This is a genomic window from Frigoribacterium sp. Leaf172 (assembly GCF_001424285.1).
Lineage (GTDB): Bacteria > Actinomycetota > Actinomycetes > Actinomycetales > Microbacteriaceae > Frigoribacterium.
Genome location: NZ_LMPB01000004.1, coordinates 145,633 through 161,686, shown reverse-complemented (window position 1 = coordinate 161,686; position 16,054 = coordinate 145,633). Strand labels below are relative to the sequence as shown.

15 protein-coding genes are annotated in these 16,054 nt (G+C 73.0%); 8 read left to right on the top strand and 7 right to left on the bottom strand.

Annotation, left to right across the window (positions count from 1 at the left end; genetic code table 11):
- Positions 1 to 203: 203 nt before the first annotated feature.
- Both ASF89_RS13695 and ASF89_RS13690 read right to left on the bottom strand, forming a co-directional pair.
- On the bottom strand, positions 204 to 2,423 hold the full coding sequence (locus ASF89_RS13695) for a choice-of-anchor I family protein (protein ID WP_200937191.1): 2,220 nt from the start codon (positions 2,421 to 2,423) through the stop codon (positions 204 to 206).
- Between the two features lie 129 nt (positions 2,424 to 2,552).
- Positions 2,553 to 3,461, bottom strand: coding sequence for a diacylglycerol kinase family protein (locus ASF89_RS13690; RefSeq protein ID WP_055815846.1), 909 nt, complete (start codon positions 3,459 to 3,461; stop codon positions 2,553 to 2,555).
- 174 nt (positions 3,462 to 3,635) lie between these two features.
- Here ASF89_RS13690 and ASF89_RS13685 point away from each other — a divergent pair, with 174 nt between their 5' ends.
- The 3 genes from ASF89_RS13685 to ASF89_RS13675 all read left to right on the top strand — a co-directional run bounded on the left by ASF89_RS13685 (position 3,636) and on the right by ASF89_RS13675 (position 6,836).
- Complete coding sequence (locus ASF89_RS13685) at positions 3,636 to 4,061, top strand: DUF4383 domain-containing protein (protein ID WP_055800880.1); 426 nt, start codon at positions 3,636 to 3,638, stop codon at positions 4,059 to 4,061.
- Positions 4,062 to 4,298: 237 nt separating this feature from the next.
- The gene (locus tag ASF89_RS13680; RefSeq protein WP_055815843.1) at positions 4,299 to 5,822 is read left to right on the top strand and encodes an ice-binding family protein; all 1,524 of its coding nucleotides are present in this window, start codon (positions 4,299 to 4,301) and stop codon (positions 5,820 to 5,822) included.
- 360 nt (positions 5,823 to 6,182) lie between these two features.
- Positions 6,183 to 6,836, top strand: coding sequence for a heme oxygenase (biliverdin-producing) (locus ASF89_RS13675; protein WP_055815839.1), 654 nt, complete (start codon positions 6,183 to 6,185; stop codon positions 6,834 to 6,836).
- Between the two features lie 84 nt (positions 6,837 to 6,920).
- On the opposite strand, the gene ASF89_RS13670 is transcribed toward ASF89_RS13675, so the two are convergent.
- Positions 6,921 to 8,249, bottom strand: a complete 1,329-nt coding sequence (locus ASF89_RS13670; protein ID WP_055815836.1) for an ATP-dependent RecD-like DNA helicase — start codon at positions 8,247 to 8,249, stop codon at positions 6,921 to 6,923.
- Positions 8,250 to 8,372: 123 nt separating this feature from the next.
- Here ASF89_RS13670 and ASF89_RS13665 point away from each other — a divergent pair, with 123 nt between their 5' ends.
- Positions 8,373 to 9,374, top strand: coding sequence for a hypothetical protein (locus tag ASF89_RS13665; protein WP_156357436.1), 1,002 nt, complete (start codon positions 8,373 to 8,375; stop codon positions 9,372 to 9,374).
- A gap of 26 nt (positions 9,375 to 9,400) precedes the next feature.
- Here the strand turns inward: ASF89_RS13665 and ASF89_RS13660 are convergent, their stop codons facing one another.
- Genes ASF89_RS13660 through ASF89_RS13650 form a run of 3 tightly spaced genes read right to left on the bottom strand, consistent with a single transcriptional unit; the run spans position 9,401 to position 11,447 of the window.
- Positions 9,401 to 10,156, bottom strand: coding sequence for a hypothetical protein (locus ASF89_RS13660; RefSeq protein ID WP_055815832.1), 756 nt, complete (start codon positions 10,154 to 10,156; stop codon positions 9,401 to 9,403).
- On the bottom strand, positions 10,153 to 11,091 hold the full coding sequence (locus tag ASF89_RS13655) for an ABC transporter ATP-binding protein (protein ID WP_055815829.1): 939 nt from the start codon (positions 11,089 to 11,091) through the stop codon (positions 10,153 to 10,155). The genes ASF89_RS13660 and ASF89_RS13655 overlap by 4 nt, the downstream gene beginning before the upstream one ends.
- Positions 11,091 to 11,447, bottom strand: coding sequence for a GntR family transcriptional regulator (locus ASF89_RS13650; RefSeq protein WP_055815826.1), 357 nt, complete (start codon positions 11,445 to 11,447; stop codon positions 11,091 to 11,093). The genes ASF89_RS13655 and ASF89_RS13650 overlap by 1 nt, the downstream gene beginning before the upstream one ends.
- Before the next feature lie 432 nt (positions 11,448 to 11,879).
- Here ASF89_RS13650 and ASF89_RS13645 point away from each other — a divergent pair, with 432 nt between their 5' ends.
- On the top strand, positions 11,880 to 12,614 hold the full coding sequence (locus ASF89_RS13645; protein ID WP_055800898.1) for a hypothetical protein: 735 nt from the start codon (positions 11,880 to 11,882) through the stop codon (positions 12,612 to 12,614).
- A gap of 1 nt (position 12,615) precedes the next feature.
- Positions 12,616 to 13,314, top strand: a complete 699-nt coding sequence (locus tag ASF89_RS13640) for a hypothetical protein (protein ID WP_055800901.1) — start codon at positions 12,616 to 12,618, stop codon at positions 13,312 to 13,314.
- A gap of 102 nt (positions 13,315 to 13,416) precedes the next feature.
- Here ASF89_RS13640 and ASF89_RS13635 read toward each other — a convergent pair whose 3' ends face one another.
- Positions 13,417 to 14,367 carry a GlxA family transcriptional regulator gene (locus ASF89_RS13635; RefSeq protein ID WP_055815873.1) on the bottom strand — a complete coding sequence of 317 codons (951 nt, stop codon included), beginning with the start codon at positions 14,365 to 14,367 and terminating at the stop codon, positions 13,417 to 13,419.
- A 170-nt stretch (positions 14,368 to 14,537) separates the two neighbouring features.
- Here ASF89_RS13635 and ASF89_RS13630 point away from each other — a divergent pair, with 170 nt between their 5' ends.
- A complete protein-coding gene (locus ASF89_RS13630) occupies positions 14,538 to 15,158 on the top strand; it encodes an HD domain-containing protein (RefSeq protein ID WP_055815824.1) in 621 nt (206 codons plus the stop codon).
- A 58-nt stretch (positions 15,159 to 15,216) separates the two neighbouring features.
- Entirely contained in the window at positions 15,217 to 16,035 is an 819-nt protein-coding gene (locus ASF89_RS13625; protein ID WP_055815821.1) for an ornithine carbamoyltransferase, read from the top strand.
- Positions 16,036 to 16,054: the final 19 nt, after the last annotated feature.

The following is a 16,054-nucleotide window of genomic DNA, read 5'->3' as shown; positions in this document are numbered from 1 at the left end:
GGCGAGGGAGAACACGAGGCGCCGGAGGCGACGATGCCGAGTCCGACCTTGGTGATCTTCTTGCGGGAGAAAGCGTTCATGATCAGGTCCTTTTCTGTGATTCCCGGTGGGGATGAAAAGGATTCGCCACCCTCGCCCGATCGGATGGGAACCGGATCGGCGAACACAGAAGACACTCAGGTTCGCCGATCCGGTCGACGGGGCTACTTCGAGGAGGCGCGGTGCCGGCGAGCGAGCATCAGCAGCCCGGCTCCGAGGGCGAGCAGCGCGGCGCCGACGCCCGCCGCGAGCCCCGCGGCGTCGGAGCCGGTGAAGGCCAGCGCACCGTCGTCGCCGTCGTCACCCGCGCCTCCTGCGTCCGCCGGGTCGGAGTCCTGCCCCGATCCCGAGTCCGAGCCGCCGATGCCGTCGGCCGAGCCGTCGGCGCCGTCGGTCGGAGCGGGGACCGGCGCGATCGTGCCGCCGTCATCGGGGTCTCCCGGCTGGGCCGTGGGGGTCGCGGTCGGCTCGGTGGTCGGCGGCGTGGTCGGGTCGACCGGCGGCGTGGTCGGCTCGGCCGGCGGGGTGGTCGGCTCGGCCGCGGTCGGCACGGAGATGGCGTACATCGTCGTCGAGCCCGAGACCTCGTTGCCGACGGCCAGCATCGGCTCGCCGGTGGGCGAGTCGTCGGCCGAGATGAAGGCGAGACCCTCGGGGCCGAGGTCGCCGGCGCGGGTCAGCACGTCGGCGGGGTCGGCTCCGGCGTCGATCTCGTCCTCCGCCGAGACGGCGAGGTCGCGGTTGTTGACGTAGGCGGTGAAGGAGGCGCGGGTCGGCTCGGTCACGTCGTACACGGCGATCCCGCCGACGCGCTCGAATCCGATGAACGCGTACGTCCGCCCGTCGATCTCACCCAGGGCGACGCCCTCGGGCTCCGGGCCCTTGTCGTCGCTGCGGCCGTCGACGCCCGTGGAGGAGTGGTTCGAGTTGAACGACTCGGGGGCGACCTCGGCGAGCAGCTGCTCGAACGCGTCGCCGGAGTCGAACACCGAGGCTCCGCCCGCGTCGAGGATGCTGAACGACCGGCCGCCGAACGTGTACAGCGTCTCGTAGCAGCTCTCGTCGGCGGAGAGGCCGTCGGCGGTCGTGATGTTGAGGCGGCCGAGACCGGCGTCGGTCAGCAGCGACGGGTCGATCGAGTCGCAGACGGGGGCGAGACCGTCGTCGCCGAGGTCCTTCACCCGGGCGACCTCGCTGTAGGCCGACCAGTCGCGCGAGTCGCCCTCGTTCGCGGTCACGATGTAGGTCTCGCCGTCGACCTCGTAGCTGTCGATCGTGTCGGGCATGAGGTACCCCTGCACCGGCCAGGTGCCGATCGCGACCGCCGGCCCGCCGTCGACGCCGTCGCGGTCGGACGGGTCGAACGGCACGACCGAGCGGTCGACCGTGCCGAGCGGCACGACGTCGGTGATGGTCGCCGAGGCGACGTCGACGAGGGCGAGCGCGTTCGCCTCCTGCAGCGAGACCCACGCGGTGGCGCCGTCGGCCGAGAACGTGGCGTACTCGGGTTCGAGGTTCTCGGACACGGGGCGCACCAGCGGGTCGGCCGCGGTCACCGTGCCGGCGTCGTCCCGCCCGCCGAAGATGCGCACGGCGGGGTCGACGGGGGTGGCGCCGTCGGCTTCGAACGCATGGAAGTCCGCCGTCCGCACGGCGGTCTGGGCCGGGACCGCCACGGTGGCGGGGACGTCGATCAGGCTGACGGCGCCCTCGGGGTCGGCCGAGTAGTCGTCGGCCGGCTCGCCCTCGTTCGCGACGATCACGCGGGTGCCGTCGGGCGAGAAGGCGACCATGTCGGGCAGGGCGCCGACGCGCACGGCTCCGAGGGCGTCGCCGTCGCCCGCGGCGTCGAAGAAGACGATCCAGCCGGCGTCGGTCTTGGGGCTCGACTCGACGGCGACGACGCCGAGTCCGTCGGCCCGCACCGCCACGGAGTTCGCGACGGCGTCGGCGGGCACGACCGAGCCGTCGGCGGCGAGCACGCCGGTGGTCTGCAGGTCGAAGAGCTTCGTCGGGGTGGTCGGATCGGCGACGTCGAGCACCTCGACGCGAGCGGCCGCGGCGTTGACGACCAGCAGACGCTGCCCGGCGGCGTAGTGGGCGACGATCTCGGCGGCGCTCTCGTCGAAGACGCCCGTCTCGTAACCGCCGACCGGCGCCATCGAGAACGCGTCGGCGTCGGCGAACGAGCTGATGGGAGCGGCGACGACGGCGGCCGAGGCCGGGGCGGTCGTGGCGCCGGGCCCGACGGCGGCGAGGGCCACGAGGCCGAGCCCCGTCAGACCGGCGGCGCCGGCGAGGGCGGTCCGACGGGTGCGCGGGCTGCGCGGAGCCGAGGAGGCGCGGGTCGCGTCGAGCGGGGAGGGGCGGCGGGCTGGTCGCATGGGAACGGTCCTTCGTCGGGGGTCGCGTCGACGGTAAGGACCACAGGTGTTGCGCACGTGAACCGCCGGTGTCGAGCGGGTGCCGCACCGCGCCTCCCGGCCGGCGCCGCGCCTCCGACCCGTGTCGCGCTAGGCGGGCGCGATGACGCGCAGCGCGCCCGGCACGACCTCGACGGTCACCGGCAGCGACCCCATCCGCTCGCCGTCGGCGAAGGCCGCGACGTCGTCGGAGTGGATCGTGACCCGCCGTGCGCGGTGCACGTGCACGCGCGGATCGGCGAGGTGCGTGCCCCGGGCGACCTGCGCGAACAGCCGCAGGAACCCGAGCCTCCCCAGCCGCTCGACGACCAGCACGTCGAGCAGCCCGTCGTCGACCAGGGCGTCGGGCAGCACGGTGATGCCCCCGCCGAACGAGCGGCCGTTGCCGACGCTGACGAGGGTGCCGTCGAGCTCGAGCGTCTCGCCGTCGATCTCGAGGCGGTACGACAGGTGCTTGAGCCGGATCAGTTCGAGGTACAGGGCGATGGTGTACCGGCTGCGGCCCCGGGGGCGCCGCATGCGGTTGGCGCGCTCGTTGACGACCGCGTCGAACCCGGCCGAGAGCATGCAGGCGAACCAGGTCGTCTCGTCGCCCCGGGTCACGCGCCCGGCGTCGACGACGCGGGCCGGTCGGTCGAGCTGCGAGACGAGGAGGCGCGTGGCCGACTCCGCATCGTCGTGCGGGATCCCCAGGGCCCTGGCCATGTCGTTCCCGGTGCCGGTCGGCACGAGCCCGAGGGGGACGCCGGTGCCGGCGACGAGGTTCGCGCCGAGGTTCATCATGCCGTCGCCGCCGACGACGACGAGGGCGTCGGGCGAGGCGGCGATCTCGCGGCGCGCAGCGGTCACGAGGTCGTCGAACGAGTCCTTCAGCAGCAGCGTGACCTCGTGGCCGGCGGCGGTCAGCGCCGAGACGACCGATGCGCCGACGTCGCTCCGTCGCCCGAACGACGCGGAGGGGTTGACCGCGACGACGAGGCGGAGGGGGGTGGGGCTCATCGTCCGATCATGGCACCTGGTCCGCCCGCGGGCGGGTCGGCGCCCGCGTTCCGGGGCGGATGCCCGCGGGGCCGGGGATGGGGAGGGATCGTGCCCGGCTCGCGCGCGCCTCCCGGGGGTGCTTGGATGGACGCCGGGCGTCCGCCCGAGAAGAGATCCGCAGGAGGCCGCAGCATGACCACCACCAGCACCGTTCCCGCCCCGAGCATCCGCGAGTCGCCGAACCGCGGTCTCACGCTCGCCCTCGGCACGATCGTGCTGCTGCTCGGGGTCTGCGGATTCCTCGCGCCCGACATGGGCTCGTTCTTCGACACGACCGGCGCCTCCCTCTTCGGCGTCTGGAACGTCAACCCGGCGCTCACGGTCATCTGGGTCCTCGCCGGCGCCGCGCTGATCCTCGGCGGGACGTCGGGCGTCTCGGCCGCCCGCTCGCTCGGCGCGGTCGTCGGTCTCGTCTACGTCGTCTTCGGCATCGTCGGCTTCTTCGTCGAGGGCACCGAGGTCAACTACCTCGCCGTGAACCTCGCCGACAACATCACGCACCTCGTGGTCGGCGGGCTGCTGCTCCTGACGGCGATCGGCGCCGACCGCCGCCGCTGAGGCGCGCGGCCGCGACCGCCGGCCCCCGAATCGCCGTGACGGCCCCCGAACGGCCGTGGCGGCCCCTGCTCGGGGGCCGCTCCGCTGGGTGTAGACCTTGAGTAGTCCTCACCCGGTTCGTCTGGTGGACAATGCGTCGACATCCCGGTCGAGACCCCGTAGACCTCAGTTAACGGGGAACACCGACACGGCCCGGTCGTGTGCTCAGGTGCCTCCTCTTCTCAGTCAGGTGCCTCCATGGCCCGCACGACGTCCCTCCTCCCATTCGCCCGGACGGCGCTGGTGCTCGGCGTCGCCGCAGCGCTCACCGTCGCCGGCGGCAGCGCGGCCCAGGCCGACACGATCATCGACGGGCCGGTGAACCTCCGGACGGCCGCGCCGTACGGGGTCCTCGCCGGGTCCACCATCACGAACACGGGCACGAGCGTCGTGCGCGGCAGCATCGGCCTCAGCCCGGGGACGTCCGTCACGGGCTTCTCCGGCGGCCCGGGCGTCATCGTCGGCGGGACGCAGCAGGTGAACAACGCTCCGGCCCGTCAGGCCAAGGCCGATCTCACGAGCGCCTACGGGGTCGCGCGCAGCCTGACCCCGCAGGAGAGCGGCATCTCCGAGCTGAACGGCCGCTCGCTGTCGCCCGGCGTGTACTCGGGAGGCGCGATCAATCTCGCGGACACCGGCGCGTTGGCCTTCGCCGGCGATGAGGAGTCGGTCTTCGTCATCCAGGCGGCGAGCTCGCTGACCATCGGGGCGGCGACCACCATGACCTTCTCCGGCGGCGCCAGCGCCTGCAACGTCTTCTGGCAGGTCGGCAGCTCGGCCACGATCGGCAGCGCCGCGCAGTTCCGCGGCACGGTCCTCGCGCAGCAGTCCATCTCGACGACCACCGGCGCGACCGTCATCGGGCGCCTCCTCGCCCGCACGGGCGCCGTCACGCTCGACACGACCAATATCACCGTCCCCCAGGGCTGCGCCGCTCCCGGCACGCCCTCGGCGACGAACGTCCCCACGATCACCTCCGAGAGCCCGTCCGACGGCACCGTGGGGACTCCGTACTCGTTCGAGGTCACCGCCTCGGGCAACCCGGCGCCCACCTTCACGGTGACGGCCGGCACGCTCCCCGCGGGTCTCACGCTCGACTCGGACTCCGGTGTCATCTCGGGCACGCCGACCACGCCCGGCAGCACCACGGTGACGATCGTCGCCGACAACGGCGAGAACCCGTCCGACAGCGTCGAGTACACGATCGACGTCGACGAGGCGGCGGTCGTGCCGGTGCCCAACCCGAACCCTGGCCCCTCGCCGGCGCCCAGCCCCGCGCCGAGCCCCGGCCCGTCGCCCGCTCCGTCGCCCGCTCCGTCGCCCGCTCCGTCGCCCGCGCCGAGCCCCGCGCCGACGCCCGACGTGCCGGCTCCCTCGCCGACTCCTGACGTGCCGGCTCCGTCCGACTCGCCGACTCCTGACGTGCCGGCTCCGTCCGACTCGCCGACTCCCGTCGTGCCGGCTCCGTCCGACTCGCCGACTCCCGTCGTGCCGGCTCCGTCCGACTCGCCGACCCCCGTCGTGCCCGTGACCGACCGCTTCGACGGCTTCGACGGCGGCTCCGGCTCCGGTTCGGACTCCGGAACGGGCGGCGACCTGGCCTTCACCGGCTCCGAGTCGACGGTGCCTCTGACGATCGGAGGCCTGGCGCTGCTCGCCGGGATCGCGCTCCTCGTCGGCGCCGCGGTGCGTCGACGTCGCGGGATGACGTCCGAGAAGTAGACCGCGCCTCCTCGGAGGGTCGGTGTCGTCGGTCCAGGCCGCCGGCGCCGGCCGCCTCGCAGGCACTCGCCTGGCCCCCTCGGGCCCGGCGGATGTGACCGCGTCAGAACGGCTATCACGCACACATGCGTGATAGCCGTTCGGCGTCGACATCCCCCGCAGCCCGCCACCTGCGCCACCGCCGCCACGCCGGCCACCCCCGCCACCCCACACCGCACCCCCGCACCGCACGCACCGCACCGCCCCGCACCCGTCCGACTCCTCGCCGTCTGCTGACGTTTCGCCGAACCCCATGGCCCTCGCGCGCCTCCCTCGCTATGGTTAGGGTCACCTAACCGACTCACGGAACGGAGGGGCCCGATGTCCGTCGTCATCCCCTTCTCGCAGGCCCTGCGAGAGCGCACCTCGGCGTCGAGCGCCACCGGCGACATCGGCTGCACGTTCATGGCCGACCTCATGACGGGTCGCGGCACGCGTGACGACTACATCGAGATGCTCGCCCAGCACTGGTTCGTGTACGAGGCGCTCGAGACCGCAGCGGCCCGGTTCGCCGGTGACGCCGTCGCCGCACCGTTCCTGTCGCCGGCGCTGACCCGGCTGCCGGCCATCACGGCCGATCTGGAGTTCCTGCTCGGCGACGACTGGCGGTCGCGGATCCGCCCGCTCGAGGTCACGAGCGACTACTGCGCCCGGATCCGCGCGGCGTCCGAGTGGGTCGGCGGATTCATCGCCCATCACTACACGCGGTATCTCGGCGACCTCTCGGGCGGGCAGCTGATCCGCGGCCTCATGCAGCGCCAGTTCGGGTTCGACACCAACGGCGTCGGGTTCTTCCTGTTCGCCGAGATCGCCGCCCCGAAGGAGTTCAAGTCCACCTACCGGCGGCAGCTCGACTCCGTCGACTGGAGCCCGGAGGCGCGCGAGCGGGTGCTCGACGAGGTCGCCGTCGCGTACCGGTTCAGCACCGAGCTCTTCGTCGAGCTCGCCGCCGCCAAGGCCGCCGCCGCCGCCTGACAGCGGCCATCGGCCAGCAGTCGGCGGGCACCGGCCAGCAGCCGGCAGCAGCGGCGAGCAGCCGGTCGTCCGCAGTCGGCCCCGCTACTCGCCCGCGGCCTCGGCACCGGCCCCGGCGGCGTCCGCCGCCGCGTGGATCGCCGGCACCCGCGTCGCCTGGCTCATGAACCGCCGCACGTCGAGGTCGACGATGATGTCGGCGGGTCGCAGCGGACGCGACAGATACAGCCCGTCGAGCGACGTGATGCGGCTCAGCGCCACGTACGTCTGCCCCGCGCTGAACACCCGTGATCCGAGGTCGACGATGGCGCTGTCGTACGTCTTGCCCTGCGACTTGTGGATCGTCACGGCCCAGGCCAGCCGCAGCGGGAACTGCGTGAACTCGGCCACGACGTCTTTCCGCAGCTGCTTCGTGGACTGCGAGTAGCTGTAGCTGTACTTCTCCCAGACGGCCGGCTGCACCTCGTGCTCCTCGCCGTCGACCTCGACGAAGACGGTGTCGCGCACCTTCGTCACCGTGCCCGTGGTGCCGTTGACCCAGCGCTGGTCGCTGTCGTTCCGCAGGAACATCACGCGCGCCCCGCGCTTCAGCTCGAGCGCTTCGTCGGCGGGGAACGACCGGCCGCCGAACTCGCCGCTGACCTCGGCCTTGGCGGTCAGCACCTTGCCGGGCAGCCGCTCGAGCTCGAGCTTGTTGATGCGGTTGACGGTGTCGTTGCGGGTGGCGAGGGTGATCGCGTCGGCGTCGGGCGGCACGGGCCGGGCGCCGGCGGCGTTCAGGTGACCGGCGATCTCGCCCGTGACCCGGCCGTGCCGCACGGCGTTGAGCATCTCCTTGAAGTCGCCCTCGGTCTGCCGGTGGATGAACGCCAGCTCGTAGATGCGCAGAGCCGCGTCGTTCCAGACGTGGGCGTCGAAGAACCACATCGACCGGTAGTTGTCTCGGAAGTACGCGCGCTCCTCGGCGTCGCCGGGCACCGGCGGCAGCTGGTACGGGTCGCCGAACAGCACGACCTGCACGCCGCCGAACGGCTCGGACCTGCGCTGACGCGCCTGGCGCAGCGACCGGTCGATGGCGTCCATCAGGTCGGCGTTGACCATCGACACCTCGTCGATCACGAGGGTGTCGATCGTGTTGAGCAGCTTGCGCAGCTCGGGCTTCTGGTCGATGTCGTGATCGGCGATCAGGCCGATCGACAACCGGAACAGCGAGTGGATCGTCTGACCGCCGACGTTCAGCGCGGCCACACCCGTCGGAGCGCAGATGACGACCTGCTTCTCGGTGTTCCACGACAGGTGGTTCAGCAGCGTCGACTTGCCGGTGCCCGCGCGGCCGGTGACGAAGATGTGCTCGCGCGTGTTCTCGATGGCGTCGAACACGGCCTGCTGTTCGGCGGAGAGGGCGACGGGCACGAGCGGGCGGGACCTTTCGACGGGACTCGGGGGAGCCGAGGAGGCGCGGGGAGCGGATCCAATCTACCCGCGCCTCCTCGGGTCCACGGCTTCCCGTGACCCGCGTCCACCTATGCTGTGGGCATGTCTTCTGCTGTGGGGGAGAAGAGACCCGCCTCACGGAGATGGCCCTTCGTCGCGATCTGGGGAGGCGCGGCCCTCTTCGTCGTCGTCGCCTTCGTCGTGACCGTCGCCGCGCTGAACGCGACCGTCTACAGCGCCGGCGGCTTCGCCCGCGGCTACATGGACGCCGTCGACCGGGGCGACGTGTCGAGCGCCCTCACCCTGGCCGGGGTCGAGGTCACCGACGACCTCGACGACAGCCTGCTCGAGGTCCCGTCGCTCGGCGGCCTCGACGACGTGCGCGAGGTGTCCGAGCTGCCGCTCGGCGACGGCACCCGCACCGTGACGCTCGCGTACACGCTCGACGGGGTGGCCGGCGAGTCGCAGTTCGTGGTGCGCGAGGCGGGCACGAGGTTCCTCGTCTTCCGGCAGTGGAGCTTCGCTCAGAAGCCCACGGCGACCATCGACGTGACTCCGCGCAACGACGCCCGCTTCGAGGTCGACGGCCGCGAGATCACGACCACGGGCGGCGACGTGGCGACGAGGTTCACGGTCCTCGCTCCGTCGCGCTTCGAGCTCTCGCACGACAGCACCTACCTGCACGCCGACCCGGTCGAGGTGAGCGCCCTCGGCGTCGCGTCGACGACGGCGGCGGCCGTCGACATCCGGCCCCGCGCCTCCTTCGCGGCCGTCCTGCAGCGGCAGCTCGACCGGCAGCTCGACGAGTCGTGCGTCACGCAGAAGGTGCTGCTGCCGGCCGGCTGCCCGTTCGGTCGTCCGGTCGACGACCGCATCGTCGACGAGCCCGTCTGGTCGATCGTCGACCACCCGGCCGTGACGGTCGTCCCGTCGTCGTCGACGCCGGGCCAGTGGCTCGTCGACGAGGCGCCGGGCACCGCGCATCTGGTCGTCCAGGCGCAGTCGCTGTTCGACGGCTCGGTGTACACGATCGACGAGGACGTCCCGTTCACGGTCAGCTACGCGATGACGATCGACTCCGACGACACCCTGAGCTTCCAGTAGCGGCGGGCCGAGGAGGCGCGGGTCGACTACCGAGCGGACGCCCGCCGCAGGAACGCGAACGTCCCGCCGATCGACAGCGCGATCAGGGCGACCGCGGCGACGGCGACCCACCAGGGCCGGAACGCCTCGGCGAGGGCGCCGAACGACGGCACCGCGAGCAGCACGCCCCCGGCCAGCACCAGCGCCGTGCCGAGGCTGATGGCCAACGGCCCCCGCGGACCGAAGCGCAGCCACGAGGCGCCGAACACCGAGCCGATCGAGAAGCACAGCAGCGAGCCGACGAACACCGTCGCCACGAACCTCACCGGGTCGCCGGCCCCCAGCAGGTCGACGTCGAAGACGTAGAAGCCGCCGAACCAGTGGTCGGTGACGAGCTCGATGCCGAGCAGCGCGACGAAGACCGCCGTGATGTAGAGCGACGCCAGCAGGTGCGCGAGCGTCGTGCCGAGGGCGAAGTCGCGGCGGGTCGTGCCGAGGGACGCCGCGAGGGGGAACGCCGTCGCGACGGTCGAGACCCCCAGGGCGATGAAGTAGCCGCTCTGCGCCCACGCGACGGCGGGGTTCATGCGGGCGCCCGGGGCGAAGTCCTCCGGCGTCGCCGCCATGGCGCGCTGGATGGCGATCTGGATGACGATCGTCACGAGGACGACGACCACCGTGATGATCAGCGGCACGACCAGCAGGCCGAGGCGGCGGACGAAGTGCAGCCGGGTGACGGCCAGCACACGGCTCGACTCGCGGGCGGGGACGCGCGAGGCGTCGGTGGCGGGCAGGGTGGTCATGACCGGGCTCCTTCGGGGTCGGCGGCGACCGCCGCGGTGAGTGCGGCGCCGGCGCCGGCGTGCGAGTCCGAGTCCGAGCCGACGGCGGCGACGACCTGCTGCAGCGAGACGCTCGAGAGCTCGACGCCCGCGTGGTCGGCGTCCTCCCGCACGCGGTCGTCGGCCGGCCCGTCGACCGTGGCCGTCATCAGGCCGCCGATCACGTGGGTCGACAGGGTGCGGCGGTCGGCGACGAAGGCCTGCACGGCCCGGGTGGTCCCGGCGACGGCGAAGGCCGACGCTCGCGCCTCGTCGACGTCGCAGTCGAGCCGGACGCGTCCGCGGTCGAGCACGACGACCCTCTCGAGCAGCGGCTCCATCTCGTCGATGAGGTGGGTCGAGAGCAGGATCGTGCGGGGGTGCTCGGCGTAGTCCTCGAGGAGGCGGTCGTAGAAGACCTGCCGGGCGGTGGCGTCGAGACCGAGATACGGCTCGTCGAAGATGGTCAGCGGTGCGCGGGAGGCGAGCCCGACGACGATGGCGACCGCCGATGCCTGGCCCCGCGACATCTTCTTGATGGCGAGCTTGGTCGGCAGGCGGAAGTCCGAGACGAGCGAGGCCGCGAGCCCGGCGTCCCACCGGCGGTGGAAGGCCGGGGCGATCGAGAGCAGGTGCGACAGCCGGAAGTCGTCGGGGTAGCGCTGATCGTCGCGGATGAACGACGTCTGCGACAGGACCGTCGCGTCGTCGACCGGGTCGTGTCCGAAGACGCGCACCGCGCCTCCTGACGGTCGCTCCTGCCCCGCGATGTGGGCCATGAGGGTGGTCTTGCCGGCTCCGTTGCGGCCGAGGAGACCGCAGACGGTGTTCTCCTCGACGGCGAACGAGACGCCGTCGAGAGCGGTGGTCGAGCCGTAGCGGCGGTGCAGATCGGTGATCTCGATCGCGATGCTCATCAGCTTCTCTCCTGTTCGATCAGGGTGACGAGGGTGGGGAGGTCGATCCCGAGGGCGGCGGCCTCGCGGATCAGGGGGCGCACGTACTCGGCGGCGAAGGCGGCGCGCCGCTGCTCGCTCAGGCGTTCACGGGCGCCGGGGGCGACGAACATGCCGACACCCCGGCGTTTGTAGAGGATCCCCCGGTCGACGAGCAGATTGACGGCCTTGCCCGCCGTCGCCGGGTTGATGCGGTGGAACGCGGCGAACTCGTTGGTCGAGGCCACCTGCTCGTCTTCGGGGTAGGTGCCGTCGAGCACACGTCGCTCGATTTGGTCGGCGAGCTGCACGAAGATCGGACCCGACTCGTCGAACATGCGCACCTCCTCTTCATAGGTTCGTTACTTGAGTAATGAACCTAGGAGGCGCGAGTGCGGCTGTCAAGGGCGTCGCCGTCGGCGACGGCGTCCATACCGCGGACGCAGCGCGGCGGGCGGAGACGGCAGGCGGAGACGGCGCGCGGAGGCGGCGTGCGGCGAGCGGCAGGCCGAGGAGGCGCGGGCCGGGCAGGAGCGCCCGCGCACGGCCCGCCCGTCGTAGGCTCGGCGGCAGTCGTCGAGCCGTCACCCCCGTGACGCACCCCTCTTGATGCCCTGGCAGTCGACCGTGCGCGGCGCTTCCCCGGTGTCAAGAATACATAGATCCTGCGAGAATGACAGAAGTCCGTCACTCTCGGGTGGTCAGAGTGCGCACACGGGCTCCGCAGGCCGCCGGCATCGACCCCCGCGACGACTCGAGAGGAGACGTGCATGTCCGTCCCCTCCGGCGAGTTCCGAGCCTGGGCCGCGTCCGTCGGCCTCCCCGCCGCCGCCCTCCCCCTCGCCCGCGCCCTCGGCGTCAGCCGCAGCACGCTGCAGGCGCAGCTGCTCCGCGGTCGGGTGCCCGAAGCGCAGATCGTCGCCGCGGCCCGGGTCGCCGGCGTCGCCCCCGTCGACGCGCTGACCGCCTTCGACCGCTACGCCGACCTCCGGGGTCCGGCGATCGAGCCGACCCCCGCCGAGGTCCTCGCGCAGGTCGAGCTCGCCGACGCCCTCGTCGTGCTGCTCGACCGGCAGGCCCCGGGTGCGCGTGCCGCTCTCTCGGGCGTCCGCGGCATGGCCGACCCGCCCCTCCCCGGCTCGGTGCGGCAGTGGATCGACGCGATCGACCCCGGGGGCCTCCGCGCCACCCTCGCCGAGCGCTGGCGCATGGCCCCCTCGAACGTCTCGGCGGCCATCAGCGCCTCGAAGCTGCGCCCGTCGCAGCTGGTCGAGATCGCCCGCATCGCCGGCACCTCGTGGACGGGCGGACTCGCCGCCGCAGGTGTCCTCACACTGGAGGAGGCAGGATGGAGGCGCGGCGCGAGATCCGACGCGCTGACGCGCCTCTCGGACGTCGACCTGAACGACCTGGTCGCCGATCGTCTCGCCGCGGCGCAACGCGAGGCGAGGCGTCTCGCGGCCGACACCGAGCAGGCGCACCGAATCCAAGACACCCTGGGGTGACATGACCATCGCATTCCTCGTGGTCGCCGTACTGGCGGCCCTGGCCCTCACACGCCTCCCGGGGGCGATCAGGGGGCGCAACCCGCTCGTCGTGGCGTCGGCCTTCGCGATCGCCCTGGCCTTCGCGCTGATCACGCCCGAGGTCTACCGGGCCGTCGACGGCGTCCTGCCGTTCGAGAACGCGACCGACCTGCTCGCCAAGCTGCTGCTCTTCACCGGCCTGCTGCTCGCCGGCACGCAGGTCGCCCGGGCCTACGACGCGCCCCGCACGCTGCGGTTCGTCTCGGGACCGCCCGGGGCGCTCGTCTTCGTCGGGGTGTTCGTCGTCGAGGTGGCGCTCTTCGTCGCATCCGAGCCGACGGGGCGTGCGGCCGATCTCGCCCTCGACCTGGACCAGGGGGTCGTGCGGCTCTACTCGACGGTGGCGACCGCCTACCCCGCGTACCTCTTCGCGCTGCTGCTGCCGCACGTCGTCCGGGGCGTGCGCAGCTCGCAGACGAGCGCTCGCCTCACGTCGCTGCTGCTCAGCGCCGGCGGCGTGCTCGCCATCGTCCGCTTCGCGATCGGGCTCGTCACGCTCGGCGTCCCGGCCGCCTACCCCGTCGGCCAGATCGTCAGCGGCCTCGCCGCCGTGCTCGTGGCGCTGGGGCTCGCCCTGGCGTTCTTCGCCCGCAGGCTGCGGAGCCGCGCCGCCCGCTGACCCGGCCGGCGCCCGCTGACCCGCCCGGCGCCTGCTGACCCGGCCGACGCCTCCCGACCCGCCCCGCGCCTCCCGACCCGCTCGGCGCCTCCCACCTAAGACCTACGCGCGCGCCAGCTCGGCCAGCTCGTCCGGGCCGGCGAACATCGCCCGGTACGAGCGCGGCGTCGTCCCCAGCACGCGTCCGAAGTGGTGCCGCAGCACCGCCGCCGACCCGAACCCGACCTCGCCGGCGATGGCGTCGAGTCCGAGGCCGGTGCTCTCGAGCAGCCGTTGCGATCGCAGGAGGCGCTGCGACGTCAGCCAAGCGGCCGGCGTCGTCCCGAGCTCGGCCTTGAAGCGGCGGGCGAACGTGCGCGGCGACATGTGCGCCCGCGCGGCCAGGACCTCGACCGGCAGGTCGCGGTCGAGGTGGGCGAGCATCCAGTCGGTCAGGGGGGCGAGCGACGAGTCGGCCTCCACCGGCATCGGCCGTTCGATGAACTGGCTCTGCCCGCCGTCGCGGTGCGCGGGCACGACCATGCGTCGGGCGATCACGTTCGCCGCCGCCGCGCCGTGCACCCGCCGTACGAAGTGGAGGCACGCGTCGATGCCGGCGGCGGTGCCGGCGCTCGTGATCACGCGGCGATCCTCGACGAAGAGCACGTCGGCGTCGACGGTGGTGCCCGGGTGCTCGGCCTGCAGACGATCGGAGTGCAGCCAGTGCGTGGTCGACCGGCGCCCGTCGAGCAGGCCGGCCTCGGCGAGCACGAAGGCGCCGCTGCAGACGCTGATCAGCCAGGCTTCGCGGGCCTCGGCGGCCACGAGCAGATCGCGGACGGCCGGCGACAGCGAGCCGTGGTCCGCGAGCGCGGGCACGCAGATCACGTCGGCGTCGGCGGCCGCCGACAGGTCGAGGTCGACCGTGATGCCGAAGCCCTGATTGGTGCGGATCACGCCGGGGTGCTCGGTCACGACGCGGTGGTCGAACGTCGGTCCGCCGTCGGCCGAGCGGTCGAGTCCGAAGACCTCGCAGAGCACGCCGAACTCGAACGGGGCGACGCCGTCGGCCACGAGGGTCGCGACGACGAGCCCGGCCGGCGGCGTCGGATGCCGGGGGAGGGGCCGAGAAGGGGCGGTGGCGGTCACGAGGGCTCCAGACGACGCGGGGTTGGCAGCTTCTCGAGCAACCGTGGCCAGACTGCCACTGGTGGCGCGATGCGTCCACTCGTAGATTCCCCACCATGACGGACTCCCGGGATCTCGACCGCCTGCTCACCCCTCCGACGCCCGTCGCCGCGCGTGCCCTCGCCGTCGTCTCCGCGCACGCCTCGCCGGCCCTCGCCGCTCACAGCCTCCGGTCGTTCGCCTTCGCCGCCGCGCTGGGCGACTCCGAGGGCCTGGGCGTCGATCGCGAACTGCTCTGGGTGGCGTCGATGCTGCACGACCTGGGGCTGTCGCCGTCGTTCGACAGCCACACGGTGCCGTTCGAGCGGGCCGGTGCCGACGTCGCGCGGGTGTTCGCGGCGGGAGCGGGCTGGGACGACGAGCGGGGGAGGCGCGTGGCCGAGATCATCGAACGCCACATGTGGCCGTCCGTGGCCGCCGAGCTCGACGTCGAGGGTCATCTTCTCGAGCGGGCCACGAGCCTCGACGTGAGCGGGGCGGCCCCCGGCGACTGGGAGCGCGGCTTCGTCGCGGCGGTCGTCGAACGGCTGCCCCGCGACGGCTTCGGTGACGAGTTCGCGACGCTCGCCGCCGCGCAGGCTCATCGCAAGCCCGCGTCGGAGGCGGGTCGGTCCGTCCGCGCGGGGCTGCCCGCCCGGGCCCGGGCCAACCCCCTCGACGCGGTGCCGCGCCCCTGACGGCCGCACCGCGCCTCCTCGGCCTCTGCCGTGCTCCGGCGTCTCGTACGGTGGCAGCATGCGATCTCTCATCACGCTCGACGACTGGGCCCCCTCCGACGTCGAGCAGGTCTTCGCCCTGGCCGACGCCTACCGCGACGGTCGAGGGCCCGTGACGACGGGCTGCGCCGTGATGTTCTTCCCCGCGACGAGTCTGCGCACCCGCGTGACGTTCGAACGGGGTGCGGCGCTCATGGGGCTCCAGCCGATCGTGCTGCCGGACACGACGCTCGACAAGGCCGAGGCGCTCGGCGACGTCGCCGCCTACCTCGACGCCTGGGCCGACATCGTCGTCGTCCGCCACCCCGACCTCGCCGTCGTGCAGGGGCTCGCCGACGCCGGGACCCTCCCGATCGTCAACGCCATGACCGATCGGAACCACCCGTGCGAGGTGCTCTCCGACCTCTGGTCGCTCCGGCGGCTGCGGGGCGGGCTCGAGTCGACCCGGTTCCTGTTCGTCGGGGCGGACGGCAACATCTCGCGCGCCTGGCACGAGGCGGCACGGCTGCTGCACCTCGACCTCGTGCAGTGCTGCCCGACGGGGCTCGCGTCGCCCGGCGCCCGCACGACGGACGACCTCGAGACGGCCATCCGATCCGCCGACGTCGTCCTCACCGACGGGCCGGGCGCCCACGCCGAGCAGCTCGCGCCGTACCGGATCACCGCCGCGCTGCTCGACACGGCGCCCGAGGGCGTCCGTCTGAACCCGTGCCCGCCGTTCGTCCGCGGGCGCGAGGTCGCCGCCGACGCGATCGACCACCCGGCGTTCGTCGGCCACGGCTTCAAGGCGTCGCTCCTGCCGGTGCAGCAGGCGATCATGGCGCACTGCCTCGCGTGACGGCCGTCGCAGCCCGCCC

Excerpts from the sequence above, each read along its gene's own strand:
- ASF89_RS13650 (WP_055815826.1), bottom strand. The coding sequence starts at position 11,447 with ATGTTCGACGAGTCGGGTCCGATCTTCGTGCAGCTCGCCGACCAAATC.
- ASF89_RS13630 (WP_055815824.1), top strand. The coding sequence starts at position 14,538 with ATGACGGACTCCCGGGATCTCGACCGCCTGCTCACCCCTCCGACGCCC.
- ASF89_RS13675 (WP_055815839.1), top strand. The coding sequence starts at position 6,183 with ATGTCCGTCGTCATCCCCTTCTCGCAGGCCCTGCGAGAGCGCACCTCG.
- ASF89_RS13665 (WP_156357436.1), top strand. The coding sequence starts at position 8,373 with ATGTCTTCTGCTGTGGGGGAGAAGAGACCCGCCTCACGGAGATGGCCC.
- ASF89_RS13660 (WP_055815832.1), bottom strand. The coding sequence starts at position 10,156 with ATGACCACCCTGCCCGCCACCGACGCCTCGCGCGTCCCCGCCCGCGAG.
- ASF89_RS13685 (WP_055800880.1), top strand. The coding sequence starts at position 3,636 with ATGACCACCACCAGCACCGTTCCCGCCCCGAGCATCCGCGAGTCGCCG.
- ASF89_RS13680 (WP_055815843.1), top strand. The coding sequence starts at position 4,299 with ATGGCCCGCACGACGTCCCTCCTCCCATTCGCCCGGACGGCGCTGGTG.
- ASF89_RS13655 (WP_055815829.1), bottom strand. The coding sequence starts at position 11,091 with ATGAGCATCGCGATCGAGATCACCGATCTGCACCGCCGCTACGGCTCG.
- ASF89_RS13645 (WP_055800898.1), top strand. The coding sequence starts at position 11,880 with ATGTCCGTCCCCTCCGGCGAGTTCCGAGCCTGGGCCGCGTCCGTCGGC.
- ASF89_RS13640 (WP_055800901.1), top strand. The coding sequence starts at position 12,616 with ATGACCATCGCATTCCTCGTGGTCGCCGTACTGGCGGCCCTGGCCCTC.
- ASF89_RS13625 (WP_055815821.1), top strand. The coding sequence starts at position 15,217 with ATGCGATCTCTCATCACGCTCGACGACTGGGCCCCCTCCGACGTCGAG.
- ASF89_RS13695 (WP_200937191.1), bottom strand. The coding sequence starts at position 2,423 with ATGCGACCAGCCCGCCGCCCCTCCCCGCTCGACGCGACCCGCGCCTCC.
- ASF89_RS13690 (WP_055815846.1), bottom strand. The coding sequence starts at position 3,461 with ATGAGCCCCACCCCCCTCCGCCTCGTCGTCGCGGTCAACCCCTCCGCG.